The organism is Streptomyces sp. MAR4 CNX-425 (assembly GCF_048656465.1).
Taxonomy (GTDB): domain Bacteria; phylum Actinomycetota; class Actinomycetes; order Streptomycetales; family Streptomycetaceae; genus Streptomyces.
This window is the reverse complement of record NZ_JBMDLF010000002.1, coordinates 684,294-710,694: the sequence shown is the minus strand read 5'-3', so window position 1 is coordinate 710,694 and position 26,401 is coordinate 684,294. Positions and strand designations below refer to the sequence as shown.

Below are 26,401 nucleotides of genomic sequence, written 5' to 3'. Positions count from 1 at the left end.
AGGCACGGATGACGGCTGACGGGGCTCCGGCCGGACGCGGGGCGAGAATGCCGCTGCCGGACGCGCGCAAGGCGCATCCCTCGCGGTTCTGGGACTACGCGCTGGGCGGCCGTGACAACGTGCACGCCGACCGCGACCTGCTGGCGGAGGCCGAGCAGATCATGCCCGACCTCAAGGTGCTCACGCGGGAGCAGCGGCTCTTCGTCGACCGCACCGTCGAGTTCTGGGTCGGCGAGGCCGGCATCCGGCAGATCCTCGACATCGGCGGCGGGATGCCCACGGACATCTACGACAACGTCCACGAGGTCGCGCACCGCATCGCGCCCGAGACCCGGGTGGTGTACGTCGACAAGAACCCGGTCGCGGTGGCGCACATGGCGGCGCTCCAGGCCGACGGCGAGTACACGGTGGCCCTCGAAGGCGACGTGCGCGAACCGGACTCCGTCCTGTTCCACGACGCCGTGCGGGCCACCCTGGACTTCACGATGCCGATCGGCGTCCTGTTCTCGGGCATCCTGCACTTCCTCACCGACGCCGAGGACCCGGCCGGCATCGTCGCCCGGGTGCGCGAGGCGGTCGTCCCCGGGAGCTACCTGGCGGTCAACCACATCTCGTCCGACGTCGACCCCCGCGTGCCGGCGGTCATCGAGGTGTTCGGGCAGGCGAGCGACCCGCTCGTCGACCGCGGCCGGGCGGAGCTGGAGCGGATCCTCGACGGCTGGACACCGGTGGAGCCGGGGCTCGTTCCGGTCAGCCAGTGGCGTCCGCGGGGCCCGGCGCGGCAGGCGTGCGACGCCTACGGGGCGGTGCTCCGCAAGTCGTGACGCAGGGCCGCGCCGGCGGGCGCGGCCCTTCGGCGTCACCGGCACGAAGGCGCCGGTTCCCGGTAATTGACGGACCAGTAAATTCCGCGTGCCTTTTCGGCGGTGCGGACGCGTCTGTCAAGCACTCGCCAAGTGCGCGTAAAGTCAGCGCCAAGCGCGATCTGGGATGATACGGACGTGTCCCCAAGTCGATGCGGCTTGTACCCTCAATGCCCACACCTGCTTCGGGTCGTCCGAAAGGAAATTCCCGATGCCGACGCGGGCGCGGCCGGGCGAAGTGAACCGAATGGGGTCATGGGTCACAGAATTTTGCCGTTCTGCTGAACACCGAGGTCGACCCCCCTGGAGGAAGAATGCCTGAGGCCACCAAGCTGGAAACGGTTTACTCGGCCATCGAGGAAACCGCCCGGCTCGTGGACGCGTCCTGCTCCCGTGAGAAAGTCTGGCCGGCGCTGGACACCTTCGGCCGGTGGTTCGACGACTCGCACATCATCTTCAGCATGGGGACGGGCAAGCGGTACCGGGGCGAGCTGGCCTTCGACTTCACCGTGCCCACCGAGGCCGGCGACCCCTATGCCGCCGCGGTGGCCGGCGGCCTGCTGGAGAAGACCGACCACCCGATCACCGGGCTGTTCGCCGAGATCGAGGAGCGGTTACCCATCGACGCGTACGCCGTGGACTACGGCGTCGTCAGCGGCTTCAAGAAGGCGTGCGTCTTCTTCCCGCTCGACCGGCCGGCGAGCATGAAGGCACTCGCGGAACTGCCGTCCATTCCGCCGGCCCTCGCGGCGCACGCCGGGTACTTCGCCGACGCCGGTCTCGACGGCAAGGTCTCCTGCATCGGCATCGACCACCGCAATCGGACGTGGAATCTCTACATCAGCGGGCTGACCCCCGAATACACCCGGCGGGAGGCTGTCGGAGAGACCCTCCGCGGCCTGGGGCTGCCGGAGCCGAGCGAGCAGATGGGGGAGTTCATCAGCACCTCCTTCGCCCTGTACCCGACTTTCGGCTGGGACAGCACCCGGATCGAGCGCATCTGCTTCTCCACGCGGACCTCGGACCCGAACGCGCTCCCGGCCCGCGTCGACCCCGACGTCGCGAAGTTCGCCCGCGACATGCCCACCGCACACGGCGGCGAGCCCAGCTACGTCTATGCCGGCACGGTGACGCGGGGCGGCGAGGAATTCTTCAAACTCGCCTCGTACTACCAGTTTTCGTCCCAGGTTTCCGAGCGGGTCCGTCCGGCGGACTGAACCCGACAGAAAACCAGTGAGGATCAGGATCCGAGCATGACCGAGACCCGAGAAAGCACCGAAACCGAGGATCCGGCCGCGCCGTCCGTGCACGTCCGCAACCGTCAACCCGCCCCCGCCGCGCCCGCCGCCGTCGCGTGCCCCGGCGCAGCCGAGAGGGGCGCCCGATGACCGCACCCGTCCTCATCGCCGGCGGCGGCATCGGCGGCCTCACCGCCGCGCTGAGCCTGCACGCCGCCGGAGTCGACGCGCTGGTCGTCGAGCACGCCCGCCGCATCGAGCCCATCGGCGTCGGCATCAACCTCCTCACCCACGGCGTCCGCGAACTGACCGAGCTGGGCCTCGGCGACGAACTCGCCGACATCGGCGTGGCCACCGCGGAGTACGTCTTCTGCGACAAGGCCGGCAACCCGCTCTTCACCCAGCCGCGCGGCGAGGGAACCGGCTCCAAGTGGCCGCAGTACTGCATCCACCGCGGCGAGCTGCACCTGATGCTCCTGGAAGAGGTACGCCGGCGGCTCGGCGCCGACGCCGTCCGCACCGGTACCCGGCTCCAGGACTTCACCCAGCGCGACGACGCCGTCGAGGTCCAGGTCGTGAACCGGGAGAGCGGCGCCGTCGAGACCCTCCGGGCCGCCGCGCTGATCGGCGCGGACGGGCTGAACTCCACGGTCCGCGCCCGGCTGCACCCCCAGGAGGGGCCGCTGGCCTGGTCCGGCCAGCGGATGTGGCGCGGTGTGGCCGAGGGCGTCCCGCCGTTCTTCACCGGGCGCTCCTGGGTCGGGGTGGGCGACGGCGACGTCACGCTCGTCGCGTACCCGGTCGGCAAGGGCCGTACCAACTGGGTCTCGCTGGTACGGGTCGCCGAGCCGGGTCCGCTGCCCGAGGGCGGCGACGCCCCGATCGACGACCAGCGCGAGGGGCAGCTGCAGGAGGTGCTCGGGTACTACGCGGACTGGTCGATCGACTGGCTCGACGTGCGCGGCATGCTGGAGAGCTCCGGGACCATCCTGGAGTACCCGATGGTCGACCGCGACCCGCTGCCCGCCTGGGGCCGCGGCCGGGTGACGCTCCTCGGCGACGCCGCCCACCCGATGTACCCGGCGGGCGGCAACGGCGCGGCGCAGGCCGTCCTCGACGCCCGTGTGCTCGCGTACGAGCTGGCGCGGGCGGACGGCGACGTGCCGGCGGCCCTGGCCGCGTACGAGGCCGCCCGGGTGGAGGAGACCGGCGGCGTCGTCATGGCCGCCCGGGCCATGGAGCGCGCCACCGGGCCGGACTCCTGGGACCGCGAGCAGGTCACCCGGATCATGGAGATGTACCGCAAGAAGGCCGAGAGCGAGGCGGCCCAGCTCAACTCCCGCCCGTCCTACGCCCCGCCGGGCCGGACGTAGCGCCCGCGACGGGAACACCGCGGAAGCCGAGACCGAAGGGGCCCGTCAGCGTCCGCTGGCGGGCCCCTGCCGCTTCATCGGTCCACACCCCGTACCCCACACCCCACACACCGACCACCCGCATTCGTCCGCTTGCGCCAGGAGGCGCCATGACCTCGTCAGTGCCGCTCCGATCAGACACGGCATCCCCGGTGTTCACCCACCACCACGACCTGCGGGCCCGCAACCGCGCGGCCGTCGAGCAGTACATGCAGACCGGCGCCGAGGCGCGGCTGCGCCGCTACACCCTGTACACCGAGGACGGCTCCGCGTCGCTGTTCTACACCGACGTCGGCCGGCCCATCGTCGTGCGGGGCCGGGAGAAGCTGAAGCGGCACGGTGAGCTGTCGATGCAGGTGCTGCCGGACTGGCAGTGGGAGGGCGTGAGCATCTACGAGACCCAGGATCCGTCCGTGATCTGGGTCGAGTGCGAGGGCGAGGGCACGATCCGCTTCCCGGGCTATCCCCAGGGGCGCTACCGCAACCACTTCATCCACGGCTTCACGCTCAGCGACGGCCGCATCGTCGCCAGCCGCGAGTACACCAACCCGATCGAGCACATGCGCGCGCTGAGCATCGAGACGCCGCACATCGAACGGGGCTGGATCCCCTCCTGAGCGGGCGCCCCCCGCCCTCCCGGGTCGGGCCACCCGCCGGGTGACCCGACCCGGTCCGCCGGCGCCGTTGCGCCGGCGGCCCCGGGACCTCGTACGGCCCGGGGCACGACCGCCGCGCCCGGCCCGCAGGCCCCGGCGCCGCCTCGACGATCACCGCCTGCCGGACCGGCCGTCGTTGTATCCCCAGCGCGTTCAGCGCACCTCCGGCCCCGCGCAGCCGCCCGGCCGCCGCGCCCACGAGGGCGGCGCCGGGCAGGAACGCGTACCGACCGCGCCCGGCGCGCGCCCCTTTCGGGGGAGTTCCGTGTCCGGTTCCGCACCCGCGCCCGCGGCGCCTCCGGGGCGGAAACCGGCCGGAGTACCCCCCTGAGTCCCCCCTACGGCTTTCCGGCAGCGGTGCCCGATACGCCCGCGCGACGCTGCGCCATTGCCGCTCTGAGCGGCGCGGTTTAGCCACCGCCAATTCCGTGCCAATCCGAGATGTACTGCTCTTTAAGACACGGGGGTGAAACTGGCCAAATCCGCAACTCGCGGGCAGACCACCGTACGTACCCACGAGGAGGACACGTGTCCAGCAACCCACAAGCGGCCGCGGCAGCGGCGGCACCATCCGGAACCGGGCGGCCCGGCACCGGCGTTCGCGGCGCGGACGCCGGCACGTCCGGCGCGTACTCGGTGCTCGACTTCCTGACCGAGGGCGAGAACGACGTCGCCGGACGCCAGGTCGCCCAGCTCTTCTCCGGCTACCTTTACACCCCGATCGCCGTCGCGATCGTCGAATTGGGCATCCTCGGCCGGTTAACGGGCAAGGCGCTGACCGCGGAGGAGATCGCCAAGGAGGGGGGAACCGACCCCGACGCCACCGCCCGGCTGTTGCGCGCGGGCATGGCCGTCGGGCTGATCTCCGGCACCGAGGACGGCCGGTTCGGGCTGACCGCGGCCGGTGAGCGGCTCGGGCCGGACGCCGGGCGGCTCGGCGAGATGGCCGTGCTGTGGCTGGAGCCGATCCGCGAGGCCATGGCCGGTCTCGCCGAGCACGTACGCACCGGGCCGCAGGTGGACCCGGCGGCCCCCGGCGGCTTCTGGGACTACCTGGGCAGCCACCCGGGCGAGGCGGTGAAGTTCGCCCGCGCCATGGGCTACGCCACGTCCCGGGTGCCCGGCGCGCTGGCCGCCGCCGGCTACCGGCCGCCGGCCGCCTCGCGGGTCGTCGACGTCGGCGGCAACCGGGGCACGATGCTGGCCTGGCTCCTCAAGGAGCTGCCCGAGGCGGCCGGCGTGATCATCGACCGGCCGGAGGCCATGGCGACGGCGCCGGACTTCCTCGGCGCCGCCGGCGTGAAGGAGCGCACCGAGCTGGTGCCCGGCAGCTTCTTCAACGAGGTGCCCCCGGGCGACCTGCACCTGCTCAGCCGGGTACTGCACAACTGGGACGACGCGAGCGTGCGGCGGATCGCCGGCAACTGCGCCGGGGCGAGCGCCCGGGGCGGTTCGCTGGTCGTGATCGAGTACGTCCTGCCCTCCGTTCCCGAGCCCACCGTCGGACATCTCATGGACGTCATGATGATGGTCCTCTACGGGGGCCGCGAGCGGACCCTGGAGCAGCACCGGGCGCTCATCGAGCCCGCCGGGTACGAGCTGCGCCGGGACTTCCCGGTCGGGGCGGTGAACGGCGGCCAGCCGCCGCTGCGGGTGCTGGAGTTCTCCCGCACCTGAGCCGCCCGGTCAGACATCCCCATCGGTGGCCGATATCGGACACCGGGCACGGTTCGTCGGCGCCACCGCGCCGACCGCGCACGGACCGTGCCCGCCCCGGACGGCCGCGAGCCCCGGCCGACGGGAGGCCGACCGGGGCGAAGTACCGTTCCTCGCGGGTGTGCGCCGGGTCTAGAAGACGTCGACGCCGTACACGTCGAGGGCCTCCACGACCGGCTGGTAGAACGTCGTGCCGCCGGAGGAGCAGTTGCCGCTGCCGCCGGACGTCAGGCCGAGGGCCGTGCTGCCGGAGAAGAGCGGGCCGCCGCTGTCGCCGGGCTCGGCGCAGACGTTCGTCTGGATCATGCCGTACACGACGTCGCCGTTGCCGTAGTTGACGGTGGCGTCCAGGCCCGTGACGGACCCGCCGTGCAGACCGGTGGTGCTGCCGCTGCGCTGGACGGACTGGCCCACCGAGGCGTTGGCCGCGTCGGTGATGTCCTGGTACTGCCCGTTGTACAGCGAGACCCGGCCGTCGGCGGCCGCCGGGTCGGAGTGCCGGATGATGCCGTAGTCGTTGGTCGGGAAGCTGGTGCCCGCCGTGGTGCCGATGCTCCACGAGCTGCCGATGTTGGTACAGTGGCCGGCGGTCAGGGCGTACTTGGTGCCGTCGCCGCTCTCGACGTTGAAGCCGAGCGAACAGCGGGCGCCGCCGGTGGTGATGGCCTCGCCGCCGGCGATGTACTTGGTGAACTTCCCGTTGGTGCGCTGGACGTCCACGGCACCGGCGTGGGCGCCGGCCGCCTCGGTGATCCGGGCCACCTCGGCCGCGGAGACGGTGCGGTCGACGGTGACGACGACGGTGTCGCTGGCGTCGTCGACGTACCAGGCGGTGCCCGCGACGTCCGCCTCGCCGACCGCGAGGTCGACGGCCTTGAGCTCCGCCGTGCTGAACGAGGGTGCGGCTTCCTGGGCGTTGGCGCCGGCGGGGAGCGCGAGCGCCGCCGCGGCGGCGAGCCCGGCGGCCGCGGTGATCAGCCGCAGTCGGCCGCGGGAAGCCCCGTGGGGGGTGGTGTGCGTGATCTTCACAGATGTCTCCTCTGGTTTGGGGGAACCGGGGCTCGAGGTGACGAGCCCGTGAGACACCGTCAGCGGCGCGGCTTTTGCCGTGCCCCTGACACGTCGTAGGGGAGTCTTGGCCACGCGGCGGAGATGCGCAAGACCGCCCCCGGCCCCGGACCCCGCGCGGACCGCCCGCAGGCGGCGGCCGGACGGCGGGCACGGCGGCGGATATCGACGCGCCTTCATGACGCTGCACATTCATCGCGAAGACACCGCACCGGCATATTGCACCGACGGCCGGAATCAGAATGGCAATTCATTGCCAGCCGTCCCTATGAAGCTGCTACGCCGCGCCGGACGGACCCCGCAGACGGATATGGTGCAGGAGCAGGTTCGGATCCGTACAAGGGACAAGGGAGGTTCAGCTCGGTGGTACGCGTTTCCGTCCGATCTTTCATCGCGGCCGCACCTCCGACGCGGCGGTTCCGTGTCCCGTGTGCCCGCCCTGCGTGGGGGTTTGCCCGCGGCGCCCCCCTGCCGACGGGGAATTGCAGACCGTCTCACTAGCGCCGCGCGAACCGCTCCCGTGCCGGGAAACGGAATTTCATCGAACCGAACCAGGCAGCCGGGCGCACCGTATTCAGGACGGCGAAGTCCGTACGGCATCCGCCCCGTCCCGCCCCTTCAGTAAAAGGAAGTGAGTCCAGCTATGTCCGGCGACAATGAGGTACGCGACCACAACCGCGCCATCGTCGAGAAGTACATGCACTGCCGCGGCCAGGACCGGCTGGAGCGGCACCTGCTGTTCACCGAGGACGGCACCGGCGGCCTGTGGACCACCGAGACCGGCGAGCCGATCGTCATCAGCGGCCGCGACCGGCTCGGCGAACACGCCGTCTGGTCCCTCCAGTGCTTCCCCGACTGGGCCTGGATCAACATCGAGATCTTCGACACCCAGGACCCCGACCGCTTCTGGGTGGAGTGCGACGGCGAGGGCAAGATCGTCTTTCCGGGCTACGAGCCCGGCCACTACCGCAACCACTTCCTGCACTACTTCAAGTTCGAGAACGGGAAGATCAAGCAGCAGCGCGAGTTCATGAACCCCTGCCAGCAGTTCCGCGCCCTGGGCATCGAGGTGCCCAAGGTCCGCCGCGAAGGCATCCCGACCTGACGGCGACCGCCCGACGACCCTCGTACCTCGACACGCACACTCGGCAGGGGGAGAACGTGCCTACCTCAGTCCAGGAAGTCCACGCGCCACCGGCTCTTCAGCAACCCGTGTGGGAGGACCCCGGCCAGGTGCGACTGGTACGGGAGGCCCTCGAAGCCGCGCCGCCGCTGGTCACCGGCGACGGTGCGGCGCGGCTGCGGCGCCGGCTCGCCGAGGTCGCCGAGGGACGGGCGCACCTGATCCAGGCGGGCGACTGCGCCGAGGACCCGGCGGAGTCGACCCCGTACCACGTGCGGCGCAAGAGCGCGCTCCTCGACGGGCTCGCCGACACCGCGGCGCAGCTCACCGGGCGGCCGGTGTTACGGATCGGCCGTCTCGCCGGACAGTTCGCCAAGCCGCGCTCCAAGCCCGTCGAGCAGGTCGGCAACGCCACGCTGCCCGTCTACCGCGGGCACATGGTGAACCGCCCCGAGCCCGACGCCGCGGCCCGCCGGCCCGACCCGCGGCACATCCTGGAGTGCTTCCGGGCCGCCCAGGACGTCGTACGCGAACTCGACGCCGTCAACGCCGGGCGCCCGGACGACGAACGGGTGTGGATCAGCCACGAGGCGCTGCTCCTCGACTACGAGACGCCGATGCTGCGGCGCGGCGCCACCGGCGAGCAGTACCTCTCCTCCACCCACCTGCCGTGGGTGGGGGAGCGCACCCGCAATCCCGACGGGGCGCACGTCGCGCTGCTCGCCGGCGTCGCCAACCCGGTGGCGTGCAAGATCGGTTCCGGGACCACGGCCGCGGACGTCACCGAGCTGGCCGAACGGCTCGACCCGGCCCGCCAGCCCGGCCGGCTCGTGCTCATCTCCCGGATGGGCGCCGGCTTCGTCACCGGCCGGCTGCCGGGCCTGGTGCAGGCCGTCAACGCGGCGGGCCACCCCGCGGTGTGGATCTGCGACCCCATGCACGGCAACACCGTCACCGGCCCGGACGGGCAGAAGACCCGGCTGATGGACGCGATGCTCACCGAGATCCGCGGCTTCTGCGAGGTCCTCGCCGCCACCGGCGGCGTCAACGGCGGGCTGCACCTGGAGACCACCCCGGACCTGGTGACGGAGTGCGCCGCCGACACGGCCACGATCGGCTCCGCGGGCCGGCGCACCACCTTCTGCGACCCCCGGCTCAACCCGGGCCAGGCCCACCAGCTCGTGGCGGCCTGGGCCGGCACGAGCTGAGAGCCGCCGCCGGGACCGGGGCCCCGCCCCGGTCCCGGCGGCGGCGGCGCGGCCGTCCGCACCGGCCGCGCACCCCACCGCACCCGAGAGGAGCCGAACCGTGGTCGGCATACCCGTCATCGACCCGTACGAGCTGCCGACGGCAGCGAACCTGCCGGCCAACCTGGCGGCGTGGACGCCCGACCCCGCGCGGGCGGCGCTGATCGTGCACGACATGCAGCGGTTCTTCCTGCGCCCGGTGCCCGAGACGGTCCGCTCCCAGCTCGTCCACAACGCCGCGCTGCTGCGCAAGCGCGCCGCCGAACTCGGCGTGCCCGTCGCGTACTCGGCGCAGCCCGGCGGCATGAGCCAGGAGGAGCGCGGCCTGCTCGTCGACTTCTGGGGACCGGGCATGCGCACCGCGCCCGAGGACCGCGAGGTCGTGCCCGAGCTGGCCCCCGCCGACGGCGACTGGCTGCTGACCAAGTGGCGCTACAGCGCGTTCTTCAAGTCCGGGCTGCTGGAGCGGCTGCGCGCCGAGGGCCGCGACCAGCTCGTGCTGTGCGGCGTCTACGCCCACGTCGGCGTGCTGGCCACGGCGATCGAGGCGTTCACCCACGACATCCAGGTGTTCCTCGCCGCCGACGCCGTCGCCGACTTCACCGCCGACCAGCACCGGATGGCGCTGGAGTACGTGGCCCAGCGCTGCGGGATGGTCGTCCCGAGCGCGGAGGTCTTCGCGTGAGCGCCGCCCCGGGCCCCGCGGGCTCCCCGGGTGCCGCGGACACCGGCGCCGGTCTCCTCGACCGGCTGCTGACCGGGCCGCTGCCGCCCGCGTTCGCCCTGCTGCACCGCCCGGAGAGCGGCACCCCCGGCACCGTCGACGTACTCCTCGGCGACGTCTCCCACCCCGGCTCCCTGGCCGGCCTGCCGCTGCCCGAACCCGCCGCCCCGCCGGCCGCGCCCGCCCACCGCACGCTGCTCGTGGTGCCGTACCGGCAGCTCACCGAACGGGGCTTCGCCGCCCCCGACGACGGCGCCCCGCTGATCTCCATGAACATCACCGAGCAGGCCGCGCTGCCGCTCGCCGACACCCTCGCCCGGCTCCCCGACACCCCCGCCGCGCTGACCGGGCACCGCTTCGACCTGTCCGACGAGGAGTACGCCGACGTCGTACGGCGCGTGGTGACCGACGAGATCGGCACCGGCGAGGGCGCCAACTTCGTCATCAAGCGCACCCTGCTCGCCGACGTCGGCGGGGAGCCGGCGCGCGCGGCGCTGACCGTCTTCCGGCGGCTGATCGCCCTGGAGCCCAGCGCCTACTGGACGTTCGCCGTCCACGTCGACGGCCGCACCTTCGTCGGCGCCACCCCCGAGCGGCACATCTCCGTCACCGGGGGCCGCGCCGTGATGAACCCCATCAGCGGCACGTACCGCTACCCCGCCGGCGGCCCGACGCTCGACGGCCTCACCGCGTTCCTGCGGGACCGCAAGGAGACCGACGAGCTGTACATGGTGCTGGACGAGGAACTGAAGATGATGTCCCGCATCTGCCCGGACGGCGGCCGGGTCACCGGCCCCGCGCTGAAGGAGATGGCGCGGCTCGCCCACACCGAGTACTTCATCGAGGGCCGCACCGAGCGCGACGTACGGGACGTGCTGCGCGAGACGCTGTTCGCGCCGACCGTCACCGGCAGCCCGGTGGAGAGCGCCGCCCGCGTCATCGCCCGCCACGAGCCGCAGGGCCGCGGCTACTACAGCGGCGTCGCCGCGCTCGTCAGCGACGAGCCCGACGGCAGCCGCACGCTGGACTCCGCGATCCTCATCCGCACCGCCGACATCGCCGACGACGGGCGGCTCTCGCTCGCCGTCGGCGCCACCCTCGTACGGCACTCCTCGCCGGAGGGCGAGTCGGCCGAGACCCGCGCCAAGGCCGCCGCGCTGCTCGACGCCCTGGGCGCGGACCCCGCCGCCGGGGCCGCCGGGGCTGCCGGAGCCGCGCCCGCCGCCCCGCGCTTCGCCGGGCACCCCGCCGTCCGCGACGTACTGCGCGACCGCAACACCGGCATCGCCGACTTCTGGCTCGCCCGCACCGGCGCCCGCCCGCTGACCGTGCCCGCGCTGGAGGGCATGAAGGTCCTCGTCGTCGACGCCGAGGACACCTTCACCGCGATGATGGTGCAGCAGCTGGAGGCCCTCGGCCCCACCGCCGAGGTACGCCGCTTCGACGAGCCGTACGACGTCGACGGCTTCGACCTCGTCGTCATGGGCCCCGGGCCCGGCGACCCCCGCGCCGCCGCCGACCCGAAGATCGCCGCGCTGGACAAGGCCGTCGCGGGGCTGCTCGACAACCGCACCCCGTTCCTCGCCGTCTGCCTCAGCCACCAGGTCCTCAGCCTCCGCCTCGGCCTCGACCTGGTCCGCCGCAACCGCCCCAACCAGGGGGTGCAGCGCGAGATCGACCTCTTCGGCCGGCGCGAACACGTCGGCTACTACAACACGTTCGCCGCCGTCAGCCCCGCCGACGAGCTCGACGTGCCCGAGGTCGGCCGCGTCCGCGTCAGCCGGGACGCGGACACCGGCCAGATCGACGCCCTGCGCGGCCCGCACTTCGCCTCCTTCCAGTTCCACGCCGAGTCCGTCCTCACCGTCGACGGCCCCCGCCTCATCGGCGACGCGCTGCTCGGGGTGATCGGCCGGCCTCCGCCGACCGCCTGAGCCCCGACGCCGGGGCCGTCCCACCCGCGCCGACCGAAGACCCGTACATCCGCCCGTCAGGAGTGCCGTACATGCCCGATCTCGACTACATGCTGGTGGACGCCTTCTCGCGCAGGCCGCTGTACGGCAACCCGGTCGCCGTGTTCCTCGACGCCGAAGGGCTGACGCCCGACCTGATGCAGCGCATCGCCCGGGAGATGAACCTCTCCGAGACCACCTTCGTGCTGCCCCCCGGCGAGGGCGGCGACGCCCGCATCCGCATCTTCACGCCCGTCAACGAGCTGCCCTTCGCCGGCCACCCGCTGCTCGGCACCGCCGTCGCCCTCGGCGAGACGCGCAAGCAGGACAAGCTCCGGCTGGAGACGGCGATGGGCGTCATCCCCGTGACCCTCACCGACGACGAGGGCGCGGTGCAGGTCCGCATGCGCCAGCCGCAGCCGGTGTGGGAGCCCTACGCCGAGGCCGACGAACTCCTCGCCGCCCTCGGCGCCGACGACTCCGTCGCGCCCGTCGAGGTCTACCGCAACGGCCCCCGGCACGTCTTCGTCGGGCTGGAGAGCGTCCCCGCGCTCTCGGCGCTGCGGCCCGACCACCGCGCGCTGTCCGCGTTCCCCGACATGGCCGCCAACTGCTTCGCCGGCGAGGGCCGGAAGTGGCGCGCCCGGATGTTCTCGCCCGCGTACGGGGTCGTCGAGGACGCGGCGACCGGCTCGGCCGCCGGGCCGCTCGCCATCCACCTCGCCCGGCACGGACTGGCCGCGTACGGCGAGCAGGTGGAGATACTCCAGGGCGTCGAGATGGGCCGGCCCTCCCTGATGCTCGCCACCGCCGAGGGCGACGGCGACCGGATCCACTCCGTCCACGTCGGCGGCCACGGGGTCACCGTGGGGCGCGGCACCCTCTTCCTCTAGACGCCCGGGCGCCCGGCGGGCGGCCACCGAAGAGAAAGGCACGTGATGCAGACCAGCAAGTTCGAAAGCCTCACCGTCGAGAACGACCCGGACTTCCCGGAGTACGACAACCCGCCCGCCGACCCCGTGGGCCTCATGCGGCGCTGGCTGGACCGCGCCGTCGAGCTGGCGGTCCGCGAGCCCAAGGCGCTCGCGCTGGCCACCGCGGACAAGCGCGGCCGGCCGTCCGCGCGCATCGTACTGGTCAGCGCCATCGACGAGCGGGGCGTGCTGTTCACCAGCCACGCCTCCAGCCGCAAGGGCCGCGAGATCGAGGAGAACAACTGGGCGGCCGGGCTGCTCTACTGGCGCGAGACCGGCCAGCAGATCAAGATCTCCGGAACCGTCGAACCGGTCCCCGTGGCCGAGTCCGAGTCCCTGTGGCAGGCCCGGGCCATCCCGCTGCACGCCATGTCCGTGGCGTCCCGGCAGAGCGAACCGCTGGCCGACCCCAAGGCGCTGCGCGCCGAGGCCGAGCGCCTCGGCGAGGGCGGCAAGGCGCTGGACCGCCCCGACCGCTTCTACGGCTACCGGCTGCAGCCGCAGGACGTGGAGTTCTGGGCGCACCGCCCGGACCGGCTCCACCTGCGGCTGCGCTACGACCGCGAGGGCGACGGCTGGACCTCCGTCCGCCTCCAGCCGTAGCGGGTACGGCGCCCGCGCAGCCGCCGGCTCCGGGCGAGCCGGCCGGCTCAGCCCTTCGTCGCCTCGATGATCGCGGCGTGCGGGGAGACGTGGTGCACCTCGCCGGGCGCCAGCCCGGCCTTGCGCATCAGCTCCTCGTACTCCGCCTGCGTCCGGCCCTTGCCGTTCAGGACCGTCAGCATCGTCATGTCCACGGTCTTGCTCGGGTGCGGGTCGTTGCCCTCCGGCACCAGCGCGTTGACCATGAGGAGGCGCCCGTCGTCCGGCATGGCCCGGCGGCACACCTCCATGATCTCCACGCACTTGTCGTCGGGCCAGCTCGCCAGCACGTGCTTGAGGATGTAGACGTCGCCGCCCTCCGGCACCGCGGAGAAGAAGTCGCCGCCCACCGCGCGCCACCGGCCCGCCAGCTCCGGTACGTCCAGCACGTGCCCCGCGACCACCGGCTCCAGGTCGAGCAGCGTGCCCTCCAGGTGGGCGTTGCGGCGCAGGATCGCCCGCAGCTGCCCGCCGCGGCCGCCGCCCACGTCCACCACCGACCGCGCGGAGCCGAAGTCGTAGGCGCCGGCGACCTGGTCGCTCAGCGCCTCCGAGAACGACGCCATGCTCGTGTCGAACTGCGCGCCCAGCTCACGGTTGGCGAACAGGTACTGGTAGAAGGGCATCCCGTACTCGTCCTCGAACGGGTTCCCGCCGGTGCGGATCGCCTCGCTCAACCCCGCCGCGGAGCGCCAGAAGATCTCGTTGCCGTGCACGTCCACGTACGCGCGCATCGACACCGGGACGTCCTCGCGGAGCAGCTGCGCCATCGGCGTGAGGGCGAAGCGGCCGTCCTCCTCCTGCCGGAAGACGCCGTGCGCGGCGAGATAGCGCAGCAGCCGGGCCAGGTGCGGGCCGTTGAGCCCGGCTTCCGCCGCCATGTCGTCCGCGCTGCGCGGGCCGTCGGCCAGCAGGTCGGCGAGCCGCAGATGCGCCGCGGCGTGCAGCGCGGCGGACCGCAGATAGCCGGTCGATAAATCGATCAACTGCTCGATGGGGTTGGTAGATGTGTCCATGCGGGACACAGTAAGTCGGCGGTCCGGCTTCGAACAGGCGGCCGCACGGGACAGGTATCTGCTACGCGACCGCTGGTCACCCGGCTTCAGAACAGCTCGATGCGCAGCCCGGCGAGGTCCGCCTTGATGTCGATCGCGGTGATGCGGCCGTGCGCCGCGCCGAAGCAGAACGCCACGTGCGGACGCCCGTTCTGCACCCAGACCAGCGCGGGCTCGTCGTCGATCAGCGCGGGCGCCGGGTTCCAGGTACGCCCGGCGAACACCCGGGTGACGGCGTCGGCGCCGCGGATCTCGGCGACGTTCGTGATCGGGTTCTCCCCGCGCAGCTCCGCCTCCAGGCTCATCCGGATCGCCGCCGCGTCCGTACGCAGCACGATGTCCGGGTCGAGCATCGCCAGCAGCGCCTCGAAGTTGCCCTCCCGGGACGCGGCGAGGAACGCCGTCGCCAGATCCGACTTGCCCGACGGGAAGGAGCGGGGGGTGTCGTCGTACACGCCGAAGCTCTCGCCGCGCCGCGCGCTCGGCGTGGAGCGGTGCACGCGGCGCCGCGCCCGGCTCGCGAGCTGCCGGGCCGCGGCGGGGGAGCGGTCGACGATGGCGGCGATCTCCTCGAAGGGCACGGCGAACATGTCGTGCAGCACGAACGCCAGCCGCTCGGCCGGCGTCAGCGTGTCCAGCACGACGAGCAGCGCCAGCCCCACGGAGTCGGCGATCATCGCCTCCTCCTCCGGGTCGTCCGGCGAGGGCTCGTCGTGCGGTTCGCCGGGCTCCGCCGTGTCCACCAGGACCTCGGGCCGGGACTTGCGCGACTGGAGCATGTTGAGCGACACCCGGGCGACGATCGTGGTGACCCAGCCGCTGAGGTTCTCCACCTCGCTGGTGTCCGAGCGGCTGAGCCGTATCCACGCCTCCTGGACGGCGTCGTCGGCCTCCTGGACCGAGCCCAGCATGCGGTACGCGACCGCGCGCAGCCGGGGCCGGTCGGTCTCGAAACGCTCCGCCAGCCAGTCGTGTTCGCCCATGGGTCTCCGGTCCTCCCCGTTGGCCTTCACCTAAGTGACCGGTGAGAACGCGCCAATGTGACCGATGGCCGGAAAAAATCGCGGACCCGGCTACCGTGACCGGATGCGTGAAACCCCCGAAGACCTGCGGCGGCTCCAGGAGCTGCTCGACGCCTCCCTGGCCCGCTCCACCGGCCATCTGCGCTCGATCATCAACGCCGACCGCACGCTGACCGCCGAGCAGCTCACCCGGCTGCTGACCGGCATGTGCACCCTCGCGCTCTCCACCGTCACCGCCAAGGGCGAGCCCCGCATCAGCGGCGTCGACGGCCACTTCCTCCACGGCACCTGGTACTTCGGCACCGCGCGCACCGCGGCCAAGGCCCGGCACCTGGCCGCCCGCCCCGCGGTGAGCGTGGCCCACATGCGCGGCGAGGAGGTCGGCGTGTTCGCCCACGGCGACGCGGTCACCCTCAACCCCGAGCACGGGGAGCCCGACCCCGAGTGGCCGGAGATGCTGGCGTACTTCAAGGAGTGCTACGGCGAGGACGCCTTCCGCTGGGACGAGGAGGTCGTCTTCTACCGGCTCCGCCCGCACTGGATGACGGTCTTCGCCCCCGACGCCGCCCGGCTGGGCGTGGCGTAGCGCGGCCGGCGGAGCGTCCGGCACCCGCCCGGCGACGTCAGGAGACGAGGCCCGGGCATCTCCGCCCGCCGCGCCCCGGCGGCCAGCGAGCCGGGCGCCGCGCCCGGACCGTACTGGGGCACGCTCGCGCCGATCTGCACGAAGAACCCTCGGCGGAAGAGACCGCCCCGTGGGCGGAAACTCATCGCGGCGCGCCCCGCGGCCCGGTGCGGGCCGCCGGCGGCCGGCGGGCGTCGTCGACCGCCGTGGCGAAGCGGCGGGCGAGCGTCGTCGGGTGGGTGATCGCCGTACCGACGACCACCGCGTACGCGCCGCGCGCCAGCGCCCCCGCGGCCTCCGCCGGGGTGCCGATCCGGCCCTCGGCGACCACCGGCACCCGCAGCGCCGCCGCCAGCCGCTCCACCAGGGCGAGGTCCGGGCCCGCGGCGGGGGCGGGGGAGCTGCCGGTGTAGCCGGCGAGGGTGGTGCCGACCAGGTCGGCGCCCAGGCCCGCCGCGCGCAGGCCCTCCTCGTACGTCGAGACGTCCGCCATCACCAGCGCACCCGCCCCGTGCACCGCCGCGAACGACTCCGCCAGCGCGCGCCCGTCCGGCCGCGGGCGGTCGGTGGCGTCGAGGGCGACGACGTCGGCGCCGGTCTCCGCGACCGCGCGCGCGTGCGCGGCGGTGGGGGTGATGACGACGCCGCCGTCGCCGTCCTTCCAGAGCCCGATCAGCGGCGCGCCGGTCGCGGCCCGGATCGCCCGCAGGTCGGCGAGCCCCTGGGCGCGGATGCCCGCCGCCCCGCCGTCGAGGACGGCCAGCGCCATGCGGCGCATGGCGTCGGGGTCGCGCAGCGGCTCGCCGGGGTACGCCTGGCAGGACACCACCAGCCGCCCGCGCAGCCGCTCCAGCACGGCCCGGCCCCGGCCGCCGCCCGTCCGGCCGTCCTCCGCCGCCTTCACGCGACCGCCTCCGGCGCCGGCCCGGCGGCACCGGGCAGCGCGGCGGCGGTCTTCGGACCGCCGATGTCGAGGGCGGCGACGACCGGCACGTGTCCTCCCCGTCCTCCCGTACGCAGTACATCAGATGTCTGATGTCCCACCTGATAGCGTGTGACCGTAGCCCGGGGGACGAAGTGGGTCAAGAGGCGGGAGTACGCGCGTGACCGGAGCCCGTGCCGGAAGGTCGCTGCTGCGGCAGGAGGTCACCGAGGGGATCAAGCGCTACATCCTGGCGAACAAGCTGCGCCCCGGCGACCCGCTGCCCACCGAGGCCGACCTGTGCGCCGCCCTGGGCGCCAGCCGCTCCAGCGTCCGCGAGGCCGTGAAGACCCTCCACGCCCTCGACATCGTCGACGTACGGCACGGGCACGGCACGTACGTCGGCCGGCTGGGCCTGTCGGCGCTCGTCGAGAGCCTCGCCTTCCGCGGGCTGCTCGGCCCGGACAGCGACGTGAACGTGATGGCCGACCTCGTGGATGTGCGCGAACTCTTCGAACGCGGCATGGCGGAGCGGATCGTGGCCCGGCTCGACGGCGGCCGGCTCGACGCGCTGGACGCGCTCGTGGAGCAGATGCGGGCGGACGCGGACGGCGCCGAGGACGACTTCGTGGCGGCGGACCGGGCCTTCCACGCGCTGCTCGTCGAGCCGCTGGGCAACGAGCTGATGGGGCAGCTGTCGCTGGCCTTCTGGGACGTGTACGCCATCGTGGCGCCGACCCTGGAGATGGCCACGCGCCGGGACCGGACGGAGACGGTCGACGCGCACGCGGGCATCGTGCGCGCCGCGCGCCACGGCGACCCGGCCGCCTTCGCCCGGGCCGTCGCGGCGCACTACGCGCCCGTACGCTGCCGGATCGCCGCCAGCCGCGACGGGGCGTCCGGCGCGGGCGGCGACGGCGCCGCGGCGCCCTGACCCCGGCAGCCGTCCCGGCGGCCGCCGCCGTCCACGGCGGACGACGGGCCGACCGACCCGCAGGATCAGCCGGAACCGCCGGACACCCGACGGCTTACCGGCGCCTGAACCGCCGCGCCAGCCGCCCCCAGGTGCCCAGCCGCAGCGCCTCGTACTCGGCGAACCGCTGCCGGTCCGCCGGCTCGGCGACGTCGTCGAAGACCTCCCGCGCCGCCGCGCGGAGCGCCGCGTCGTCGTGCAGCATCAGGCCGAACAGCATGCCGTCGCGGCGCAGCGCGCGCAGCGCGCCGGCGCGGGCCGGCGGGTACGCGGTGAGCCCGTGCAGGGCGCGCAGCAGCGGCAGTTGCTCCGCCGCCCGGTCAGGGTGCAGCCGCAGGGCCAGCCGCAGCGCGAGGTCCAGCTCCGCGTCGGACGGCCGCGGCTCGCGGGCGAGCACGGCGGTGACGGCCCGCGCCGCGGCCGGCGCGTCCTCGGCCATGCGCCGCAGCCGGCGCCGTAACTCGCGGTCGTGGCCCGCCGGTCTGCCCTGCGCGGCCAGCGTGATCGCGGTGCGGACGACCGCGGCCGGGGGCGGCGCGTCCATGGCGGCGGCGCCGTAGTCCGCGTCCGGCGCGCCCGGAACGCCGTCCCGCAGGTCGTCGTCCCGTATCTCCTCCGGCGGTTCCCCCAGCTCCGCCAGCGCCCGCAGCGCCCGCCGCCGGTCCGGGGCGGAGCGGTCCAGCGCGAGGAAGACGAGCGCGTCCCTGATCTCCTCCTCCGCGGGCCTGCCGGCCGCGTCGCCGGGCAGCCGCTTCATCACGTGCATCAGGCTGACCCGCGCCTGCGGCCCGGACTCGGCCTCGAACCGCGCCCGGACGTCCGCCACCGTGGCGCCGTAGTGCTCCAGCGCGCCGAGCAACGCCGGGAACGCCATGTCCGCCGGCCCGGTGCGCGCGGCGGCGTCGAGCAGCGCCGGCACGGCGCCGTCGAGGCGTATCTCGCGCAGCGCCGTCGCGGCGTGGTGGACGCAGGCCCGGTCGCCGAGCGCACGGCCGAGGACGGGCGCGGCGCGGTCGTCGCCGATGCGGCGGAGGGCCTCGACGATGCCCTGCTTGAGGTCGTACGGGTCCTGGTAGTGCTCGTCCCGGGGCTCGCGCTGGGGGAGGCTGTCGCTGGGCACCGTGCGGTACCGCTCCAGCTCGAACACCGCGCCGACCCCGTGCTCGTCGACGAGGGCGTCGCCCTCCTCGTACCAGGCGTCCCACGCCGCCGTGACGGCCCCGACCCGCTCCAGGTGGGCGGCGTGGTCGGCGAGGAGGGCGTCCAGCCGTCCGACGAGCGCGGGAACCGCCTCCGGACGGCGCTCCCGCAGGGCGACGATCGCCTGTTCCCGCAGGCTGGCCTCGTCGTAGCCGCCGTCCCCGGTCCGCCACAGGGCCAGCCGCTCGATCAGCTCGCCCACGTCGTCCGCCACCGTCTCACCCCCGCGCCACGGGCCGTTCGGAGCCAGGACGGTACCGGATGGCGGCGGGGGCGGCTCCCGAACGGCGAAACCCGCCGGACCCGCCGCCGTTCCGGCTGCCCGGCCCGCGCGGCCCTCAGTCGGCGACGAGCCGGTTGCCGGCCCGGCCCGTGCTCTCGCTCCGTTCGCGCTGGCGCCGGACGACGTACCTGCCGGGCGCGATGCCCGTGGCGCCGTGCTCCGGGTGGATCAGGTACGCGACCGCCGTCGCGTCGAGGACGCCGAGGGCGAGGCCCGTGGCGTCGCCGACCCGCCGGGTCCAGCGGCACGTGCCCGGGTCGGCGACGAGGGTGTGCGGGTTGCCGCCGGCGGCGCCGCGCAGCAGCTCCACGCCGCCCGCGGGGACCGGTTGCCAGGGGGCGCGCGGCGGGACGGTCACGTCGTCGAGGAGCGCCAGCGGGACGACGATCACATCGCCCTGGGCCTGGAGTCCGGCGATGACGGGGATGGTCACCTCGCGCTCCAGGTGGGCCAGGACGTCGAGGCCGGTCCTGGCGGTGAGGTCGGCGAGGGTCACGGACGTGGAAGCGGACAGGGACATGGACGTGGACATGTGCATCACCTCTGGGTGGGAGAAGGGAGGTCGAGGGAAAGGGAGCGGCGCGCGCGGCTCAGGTACGGCGGGCCATCCGCGCGTACTGCGCGCCGGTGAGCCCGTACGACCATCCGGCCGCCGCGACCGGGTCGTCGATGCCGGCGGGCACGCTCAGCCCGTACCGGCGCCGCCGGCCGTCGGGTTCGACGGAGCCGTTGACGGCGAGCAGGACCCGCGCCTCGGCGCCCCACACCCGCCGCGGCACGCGGTAGAGCCGCAGTTCGGAGCCGGGGTTGCCGGGGTCGGGGGCGCCGGCGAGCAGGCGCAGGCCCGCCTGGTCGATGTACGTGTCCCAGCCGATGCGCTCGATCGCGCAGCGGCGCACCTCGACGTTCGGCTCGCCGTGGATCCGCGCCACCGTCGGCTCCTCGACGACCCACCGCGGCACGGCGGTGCCGTGCAGCGCGTACACCTCGGCGCCGTCGGCGTACCGGACGGCCGGGCGGCGGGGGTGGTGCAGCCGCACCTCGCCCTGGCGGGCGCCGGGCAGCGGCTCGGTGTGCACCTCGACGGGCCGCTCCGCGACGACGCACACCCCGTCCCCCGGCCACCACCAGCCCGCGGAGCGGGCCACGGCGGCCCACAGGGCGAATTGGCGGGCGTCCTCCGCCGGGTTCGGCGCGAGGCCGAGGCGGGCCTGGACGTCGTGGTGCCCGATCCAGTGCGCGTCGTGCTGGCCGTGGAAGGTGAGCCCGCCCGGCTCGGTGCCGGTGGCGGGCGTCAGCGCGGTGCGGATCGCGTGCCGCGGCCCGTCGAGCAGCGAGGTGTGGAGCGGGCCGTGCACGGTGGTCCAGAGGATGTCGCGCAGCGGGTACCCGTCCGCCAGGCCGTCCTCGGGGGCCGTGGTGCGCGCGGCCAGGGACCACGGCGGGCGGTTTCCGCGCCACAGGTGGCCGGGCCGTGCGACACGCCGGTTCAGCCGGGTCCGCAGCGCGGACTCCAGGGACGCCAGCCGGGACGCCACGGGCCAGCCGGACCACCGCGCCGGCGCCTCGGCCGCCCGCAGCCGCGGGCGGGGGAAGGCCGGTTGCTCGTCGCGCAGCACCGGCCGGGCCGCCGCGGGGGAGGGGATCCAGCGGAACCGCGGCGGCGGTGCGCCGGCGAGCCGGTAGAGCCCGGTGAGGGCGGCCTCGGCCGCGGGGCGGTCGGCGGGGAGGGTGGAGAGGGCGTGCCCCAGCCACTCGTCGCGCAGCGCGACGGCGAAGGCAAGGCAGGCGTGGGAAGAGGAAAGTGAGCCGTCGAAGCGGGGGGCGCCCCCGCGCGGGGTCGTCACCGCGGTCACCGGAGGGTGGCGGTGGACGCCTTTCCGTGAGTGGTCATGTGGATCAGGGTGACACCGGCGGCGGCCGGACGCAAGGGAGTTGCCGCGCGAGCGCCGGCCGCCGGGACCGGCTACGCCACGTGCCGGTCCGCCACCGCCAGCGCTTCGTCCAGCAGCGCCACCCCCTCGCGGGCGTCCGCCTCGCCGATCGTGCACGGCGGCACCGCGTGCACCCGGTGCTGGCTGACGAACGGCAGCAGCCCCGCCGCCCGGCAGGCGGCGGTGAGTTCGGCCATCGCCGGGCTCGTCCCGCCGTACGGGGCCAGCGGCTCCTTCGTCCGGCGGTCCGCGACCAGCTCCACCGCCCAGAACACGCCCATCCCGCGCACGTCCCCCACGCTCGGATGCCGCTCCGCCAGCGCGCGCAGCCCCGGGCCGAGGACGGTCTCGCCGATGTGCGCGGCGTTCTCGACGATCCGCTCGTCGCGCATCGCCTCGATCGTGGCGACCGCCGCGGCCGTCGCCAGCGGGTGCCCCGAGTACGTCAGGCCGCCGGGAAACGGCCGGTGGCCGAACGTCGCGGCGATCCGGCCGCCGAGGACGACGCCGCCCAGCGGCACGTACCCGGAGTTGACGCCCTTGGCGAAGGTCAGCAGGTCGGGCACCACGCCGTCGTGGTCGACGGCGAACCAGCGCCCGGTGCGCCCGAACCCCGTCATCACCTCGTCCGCGACGAACACGATGCCGTGCCGGTCGGCGATCTCCCGCACCCCGGCGAGGTAGCCGGGCGGCGGCGGCATGACGCCGGCCGTGCCGGGCACCGGCTCCAGGACGATCGCCGCGATCGTGCCCGGGCCCTCGAACGCGACGACCTGCTCCAGGTGCGCCAGCGCCCGCCCGGTCTCCTCCTCCGGGCTCGCCGAGTGGAACGGCGAGCGGTACGGGAACGGGCCGAAGAAGTGCACCGTGCCCGACGCGCCCTGGTCGTTGGGCCAGCGGCGCGGGTCCCCGGTGACGTTGATCGCGGTGGCGGTGCCGCCGTGGTACGAGCGGTACTGCGACAGCACCTTGTGCCGCCCGGTGTGCAGCCGGGCCATCCGCACCGCGTACTCGACGGCCTCCGCGCCGCCGTTGGTGAAGAACACCCGGTCCAGGTCGCCGGGCGCCAGCTCCGCGATGAGCCGGGCGGCCTCGGAGCGGGCGGCGTTGACGTGCTGCGGCGCGACCGTGCAGAGCCGGGCGGCCTGTTCGCGCACCGCCGCGACGACGCGCGGGTGCTGGTGGCCGACGTTGGTGTTGACGAGCTGGCTGGAGAAGTCGAGCAGCCGCCGCCCGGCCCCGTCCCGGACGTGGCAGCCCTCGGCGGCGGTGACGACCATCGGGTCCAGCTCCGCCTGGGCGGACCAGGAGTGGAAGACGTGCGCGCGGTCCAGCTCGTACGCGCGCCGCGCCTCGGCGGTGAGTCCGGCGGGGCCGGTTGCGGTGCGTGCTGCGGTGCCGGTCATGACGGGTTCCTCCGTTTCGTGGCCGCGGTCTCAGTCGTTCTGCGGGAAGCCGAGCCGCAGCCCGCCGCGCCGGCCCGGGTCGGGCCAGCGGGAGGTGACGACCTTGGGGCGGGTGAAGAAGTGCACGCCCTCGGTGCCGTGCGCGTGCGTGTCGCCGAACAGGGAGTTCTTCCAGCCGCCGAAGGAGTAGTACGCCATGGGCACCGGGATCGGCACGTTGACGCCGACCATGCCGACCTCCACCTCCGTGCGGTAGCGGCGCGCCGCGCCGCCGTCGTTGGTGAACACCGCGGTGCCGTTCCCGTACGGGTTGGCGTTGACGAGCGCGACCGCCTCCTCGAAGGACCCGGTCCGCAGCACCGACAGCACCGGCCCGAATACCTCCTCCCGGTAGACCGTCATCTCCGGCGTCACGTGGTCCAGCAGCGTCGGCCCCAGCCAGAAGCCGCCCGGCTCGCCGTCCACCGCCCCCGGCGCCGCCGCGCCCCGGCCGTCCAGCACGACCTTCGCGCCCTCCCGCTCGCCCGCCGCCACCAGGTCCGCCACCCGGTCCCGGTGCGCGCCGGTGACCAGCGGCCCCATGTCGCAGCCGCGCCGCCCGTCGCCCGTGCGCAGCCCGGCCGCGCGCTCGGCGACCTTCGCCACCAGCTCGTCCGCGACGCCGCCCACCGCGACCAGCGCGCTGATCGCCATGCAGCGCTCGCCCGCCGAGCCGAACCCGGCGCTGACGGCCGCGTCCGCGGCCTGGTCGAGGTCGGCGTCGGGCAGCACCACCATGTGGTTCTTGGCGCCGCCGAGGGCCTGCACCCGCTTGCCGTGCGCCGTGCCGTGCTCGTACACGTACCGCGCGATCGGCGTCGACCCGACGAACGACACGGCCTTGACGTCCGGGTCCTCCAGCAGCGCGGCCACGGCGGCGCGGTCGCCGTGGACCACGTTGAACACCCCCGGCGGCAGCCCGGCCTCCGCCCAGAGCGCCGCCAGCCAGTTGGCGGCCGAGGGGTCCTTTTCGGACGGCTTCAGCACCACCGTGTTGCCCGCGGCGATCGCGAGCGGGAAGAACCACATCGGCACCATGGCCGGGAAGTTGAACGGGCTGATGACCGCGACCGGGCCGAGCGGCTCGCGGACGGAGTACACGTCGACGCCCGTCGAGGCGTTGCCGGTCATGCCGCCCTTCAGCAGGTGCGCGATGCCGCAGGCGAACTCGACGACCTCCTGGCCGCGGGTCACCTCGCCCAGCGCGTCGTCCAGCACCTTGCCGTGCTCGGCGGTGATGATCTCCGCCAGCTCCGCCTTGCGCGCGTTGAGCAGCTCCCGGAAGGCGAAGACGACCTGGGTGCGGCGGGTGAGCGAGGTGTCCCGCCAGGCCGGGAAGGCCGCCTTCGCCGCCGCCACCGCCGCGGCCGTCTCGGCGGCGCCGGCCAGCGCCACCCGGGCGGTGACGGCGCCGGTCGCCGGGTCGTACACCTCGCCGGTGCGGGCGGGCTCCGCCGGCAGGTACGCCTCGCCGTGCACCCAGTGCGGGATCGTCGTGGTCATGGGCGGTCTCCGTCTCTCGCGTCGCGCCGGGCGGTCGGCCCGTACGCCCATCGTGGGCGCGCGGGCCGCCGCCGCGGCCGGACAGAGTGTCAGTGATTCCGCCTATTGCTTTACAGTGTGTCAATGCCGCCGACGATCCAGGACGTGCTCGGCCTCGACCCGGTGCGCCGCGGGCGCCCCGAGGTGGTCGCGGGCGCCGGGCTGCTCGACCGGCCGGTGCGCTGGGCGCACGTCAGCCAGCTCACCGACCTCACCGGGCTGCTGCGCGGCGGCGAGCTGGTGCTGACCACCGCGGATCCGCTGCGACGCGCGGCGCCGCCGCCCGCGGCGTACCTGCGGCACCTGGCGGACGCGGGCGCCGCCGGCGTCGTCGTCGAGACGCCGGACCCGGACCCCGGCGGCGGGTTCGCCGCGTGGGTGCGCGAGGCGGCGGCCGGGCTCGCGTTCCCGGTGGTGCTGCTCGGCCGCCCGGTCCGCTTCGTGGAGGTCACGGAGGCGGTGCACGCCCGGATCGTCAACGAGAGCTACGCCGAGGTCCGCTTCGCGCAGCGCGCGCACGAGGTCTTCACCGCCCTCAGCCTCCAGGCCGCGCCGCCCGGCGAGATCGTCGCGCGCGCCGCCGAACTGGCGGGCACCGCCGTCGTCTACGAGGACGTCGCCCACCGCGTCGTCGCCTCCGCCCCCGGCCCGTACGACGACGGGGGCGGCGGGCTCCTCGCCGACTGGGAGCGGCGCGCCCGGCTGGCCGCGGGGGAGTGGCCCCGCACGCCCGTGGACGTGCACGGGCAGCGCTGGGGACGGCTGGTGATGCCGGACGAGCGGACGGCGGCGCCCCCGGACAGCGGCAGCGGCGACGGCGACGGCGACGGGGCGGCGGACGGGCGGCTCGGCATGGTGCTGGAGCGCGCCGCGCAGGCGCTCACGCTGCGGCTGATGACGGAGCAGAGCCAGGCGGACGTGGCGCTGCGCGCGCAGAGCGGGCTGGTCGCCGAGCTGGCCGAGGGCCGCGCGGGGGGAGAGGCGGAGGCGCTGGCCCGGGCCCGGGCGGTGGGCCTGGGGCCGGCGGCGGTGTACGTGCCGGTGGCGGTGCGGTACGACCCCGGCGCGGCGCCGGGGTCGGCGGAGGAGCTGCGCCGGGACCGGGAGTTCGTCGCGGCGGTGGCCCGGGCGGTGGCGGCGGCGGGGCTGTCGTCCCTGACCAGCTCGGTGCGGATCGGGGAGGTGGCGCTGCTGCTGGCGTGCCCGCGGCCGTACGACGAGCGGCGGGTGCTGGAGCGGTTCGCGGAGCTGCTCGCGCGGCACCTGCCGGGCCCCGCCGTGCCCCGGCACCGTATCGGCGTCGCCCCCGCGCGCCCGGAGCTGACCGCCGCCGCCCGCCGGCTCGCCGAGGCCGCGCACGTCGCGGAGGTCGCGGCCGCGGTCGCCGACGGCCCGGTCCGCCCGTACTACCGCGCCGAGGACCTGCGGCTGCGCGGCCTGCTGTCCCTGCTCCGCGACAACCGCCACCTGCGCGCCTTCGCCGAGACCGAACTCCGCCGGCTGCTGGACCACGAGGCCCGCCACGACTCCGGCCACCTCGCCCTGCTGCGCCGGTACCTGGAGGTCAACGGCAACAAGAACGAGCTGGCCCGGCGCGCCGGGCTCAGCCGCCCGGCGCTCTACGCCCGCCTCGCCGCCGTCGAGCGCATCCTGTCCGTGCGCCTCGACGACCCCGAGACCCGGGCGTCGCTGTACGTCGCGCTGCTGGTCCGCGACCTCGCGGCGGACGGGAGCGGCGACCGCTGAGGACGGCGACCGTGCCGCGGACGGCCCGTACACCTGCCG

At 74.5% G+C, this 26,401-nt stretch carries 23 protein-coding genes; 14 read left to right on the top strand and 9 right to left on the bottom strand.

Features of this window, described 5'->3' with window-relative positions:
- Positions 1–8 precede the first annotated feature (8 nt).
- From ACHZ99_RS08320 to ACHZ99_RS08300, 5 genes are all read left to right on the top strand, one after another.
- A complete protein-coding gene (locus tag ACHZ99_RS08320) occupies positions 9–824 on the top strand; it encodes an SAM-dependent methyltransferase (protein ID WP_420303746.1) in 816 nt (271 codons plus the stop codon).
- Between the two features lie 353 nt (positions 825–1,177).
- On the top strand, positions 1,178–2,080 hold the full coding sequence (locus ACHZ99_RS08315) for an aromatic prenyltransferase (protein ID WP_420303745.1): 903 nt from the start codon (positions 1,178–1,180) through the stop codon (positions 2,078–2,080).
- Between the two features lie 167 nt (positions 2,081–2,247).
- Positions 2,248–3,474: an FAD-dependent monooxygenase gene (locus ACHZ99_RS08310; protein ID WP_420303744.1), complete on the top strand. Its 1,227-nt coding sequence runs from the start codon at positions 2,248–2,250 to the stop codon at positions 3,472–3,474.
- Between the two features lie 149 nt (positions 3,475–3,623).
- Positions 3,624–4,130, top strand: coding sequence for a PhzA/PhzB family protein (locus ACHZ99_RS08305; RefSeq protein ID WP_420303743.1), 507 nt, complete (start codon positions 3,624–3,626; stop codon positions 4,128–4,130).
- A gap of 567 nt (positions 4,131–4,697) precedes the next feature.
- A complete protein-coding gene (locus ACHZ99_RS08300; RefSeq protein WP_420303742.1) occupies positions 4,698–5,846 on the top strand; it encodes a methyltransferase in 1,149 nt (382 codons plus the stop codon).
- 171 nt (positions 5,847–6,017) lie between these two features.
- Here the strand turns inward: ACHZ99_RS08300 and ACHZ99_RS08295 are convergent, their stop codons facing one another.
- The gene (locus ACHZ99_RS08295) at positions 6,018–6,914 is read right to left on the bottom strand and encodes a S1 family peptidase (RefSeq protein ID WP_420303741.1); all 897 of its coding nucleotides are present in this window, start codon (positions 6,912–6,914) and stop codon (positions 6,018–6,020) included.
- A gap of 682 nt (positions 6,915–7,596) precedes the next feature.
- On the opposite strand from ACHZ99_RS08295, the gene ACHZ99_RS08290 reads away from it, so the two are divergent.
- The 6 genes from ACHZ99_RS08290 (at position 7,597) to phzG (ending at position 13,576) form a co-directional block, all read left to right on the top strand.
- On the top strand, positions 7,597–8,058 hold the full coding sequence (locus ACHZ99_RS08290; protein ID WP_420303740.1) for a PhzA/PhzB family protein: 462 nt from the start codon (positions 7,597–7,599) through the stop codon (positions 8,056–8,058).
- Between the two features lie 56 nt (positions 8,059–8,114).
- Positions 8,115–9,284, top strand: coding sequence for a 3-deoxy-7-phosphoheptulonate synthase (locus ACHZ99_RS08285; RefSeq protein ID WP_420303739.1), 1,170 nt, complete (start codon positions 8,115–8,117; stop codon positions 9,282–9,284).
- 100 nt (positions 9,285–9,384) lie between these two features.
- A complete protein-coding gene (locus tag ACHZ99_RS08280) occupies positions 9,385–10,008 on the top strand; it encodes an isochorismatase family protein (protein WP_420303738.1) in 624 nt (207 codons plus the stop codon).
- Complete coding sequence (locus ACHZ99_RS08275) at positions 10,005–11,981, top strand: anthranilate synthase family protein (protein ID WP_420303737.1); 1,977 nt, start codon at positions 10,005–10,007, stop codon at positions 11,979–11,981. Before ACHZ99_RS08280 ends, ACHZ99_RS08275 begins: the two co-directional genes overlap by 4 nt.
- A 71-nt stretch (positions 11,982–12,052) precedes the next feature.
- A complete protein-coding gene (locus ACHZ99_RS08270; protein WP_420303736.1) occupies positions 12,053–12,892 on the top strand; it encodes a PhzF family phenazine biosynthesis protein in 840 nt (279 codons plus the stop codon).
- Positions 12,893–12,937: 45 nt separating this feature from the next.
- Entirely contained in the window at positions 12,938–13,576 is a 639-nt protein-coding gene (gene phzG, locus ACHZ99_RS08265) for a phenazine biosynthesis FMN-dependent oxidase PhzG (protein WP_420303735.1), read from the top strand.
- Positions 13,577–13,623: 47 nt separating this feature from the next.
- On the opposite strand, the gene ACHZ99_RS08260 is transcribed toward phzG, so the two are convergent.
- Both ACHZ99_RS08260 and ACHZ99_RS08255 read right to left on the bottom strand, forming a co-directional pair.
- Complete coding sequence (locus ACHZ99_RS08260; RefSeq protein WP_420303734.1) at positions 13,624–14,631, bottom strand: methyltransferase; 1,008 nt, start codon at positions 14,629–14,631, stop codon at positions 13,624–13,626.
- Between the two features lie 86 nt (positions 14,632–14,717).
- Positions 14,718–15,653, bottom strand: a complete 936-nt coding sequence (locus ACHZ99_RS08255; protein ID WP_420303733.1) for a sigma-70 family RNA polymerase sigma factor — start codon at positions 15,651–15,653, stop codon at positions 14,718–14,720.
- 103 nt (positions 15,654–15,756) lie between these two features.
- Here ACHZ99_RS08255 and ACHZ99_RS08250 point away from each other — a divergent pair, with 103 nt between their 5' ends.
- Positions 15,757–16,278: a pyridoxamine 5'-phosphate oxidase family protein gene (locus ACHZ99_RS08250; protein WP_420303732.1), complete on the top strand. Its 522-nt coding sequence runs from the start codon at positions 15,757–15,759 to the stop codon at positions 16,276–16,278.
- A gap of 181 nt (positions 16,279–16,459) precedes the next feature.
- Here the strand turns inward: ACHZ99_RS08250 and ACHZ99_RS08245 are convergent, their stop codons facing one another.
- Positions 16,460–17,221 (bottom strand): N-acetylmannosamine-6-phosphate 2-epimerase, encoded by a 762-nt coding sequence (locus ACHZ99_RS08245; protein WP_420303731.1) that lies wholly within the window; start codon positions 17,219–17,221, stop codon positions 16,460–16,462.
- A 199-nt stretch (positions 17,222–17,420) separates the two neighbouring features.
- Between ACHZ99_RS08245 and ACHZ99_RS08240 the strand changes: the two genes are divergently transcribed.
- The gene (locus tag ACHZ99_RS08240; RefSeq protein ID WP_420303730.1) at positions 17,421–18,173 is read left to right on the top strand and encodes a FadR/GntR family transcriptional regulator; all 753 of its coding nucleotides are present in this window, start codon (positions 17,421–17,423) and stop codon (positions 18,171–18,173) included.
- Positions 18,174–18,267: 94 nt separating this feature from the next.
- Here the strand turns inward: ACHZ99_RS08240 and ACHZ99_RS08235 are convergent, their stop codons facing one another.
- From ACHZ99_RS08235 to ACHZ99_RS08215, 5 genes are all read right to left on the bottom strand, one after another.
- On the bottom strand, positions 18,268–19,626 hold the full coding sequence (locus tag ACHZ99_RS08235; protein ID WP_420303729.1) for a hypothetical protein: 1,359 nt from the start codon (positions 19,624–19,626) through the stop codon (positions 18,268–18,270).
- Positions 19,627–19,750: 124 nt separating this feature from the next.
- Positions 19,751–20,227 (bottom strand): hypothetical protein, encoded by a 477-nt coding sequence (locus tag ACHZ99_RS08230; RefSeq protein WP_420303728.1) that lies wholly within the window; start codon positions 20,225–20,227, stop codon positions 19,751–19,753.
- Positions 20,228–20,285: 58 nt separating this feature from the next.
- Complete coding sequence (locus tag ACHZ99_RS08225) at positions 20,286–21,542, bottom strand: DUF6745 domain-containing protein (protein ID WP_420303727.1); 1,257 nt, start codon at positions 21,540–21,542, stop codon at positions 20,286–20,288.
- A 119-nt stretch (positions 21,543–21,661) separates the two neighbouring features.
- The gene (locus ACHZ99_RS08220; RefSeq protein WP_420303726.1) at positions 21,662–23,035 is read right to left on the bottom strand and encodes an aspartate aminotransferase family protein; all 1,374 of its coding nucleotides are present in this window, start codon (positions 23,033–23,035) and stop codon (positions 21,662–21,664) included.
- A 30-nt stretch (positions 23,036–23,065) separates the two neighbouring features.
- The gene (locus ACHZ99_RS08215; protein ID WP_420303725.1) at positions 23,066–24,577 is read right to left on the bottom strand and encodes a CoA-acylating methylmalonate-semialdehyde dehydrogenase; all 1,512 of its coding nucleotides are present in this window, start codon (positions 24,575–24,577) and stop codon (positions 23,066–23,068) included.
- Positions 24,578–24,700: 123 nt separating this feature from the next.
- On the opposite strand from ACHZ99_RS08215, the gene ACHZ99_RS08210 reads away from it, so the two are divergent.
- Complete coding sequence (locus ACHZ99_RS08210; RefSeq protein ID WP_420303724.1) at positions 24,701–26,362, top strand: PucR family transcriptional regulator; 1,662 nt, start codon at positions 24,701–24,703, stop codon at positions 26,360–26,362.
- The last annotated feature ends 39 nt before the right edge of the window (positions 26,363–26,401 follow it).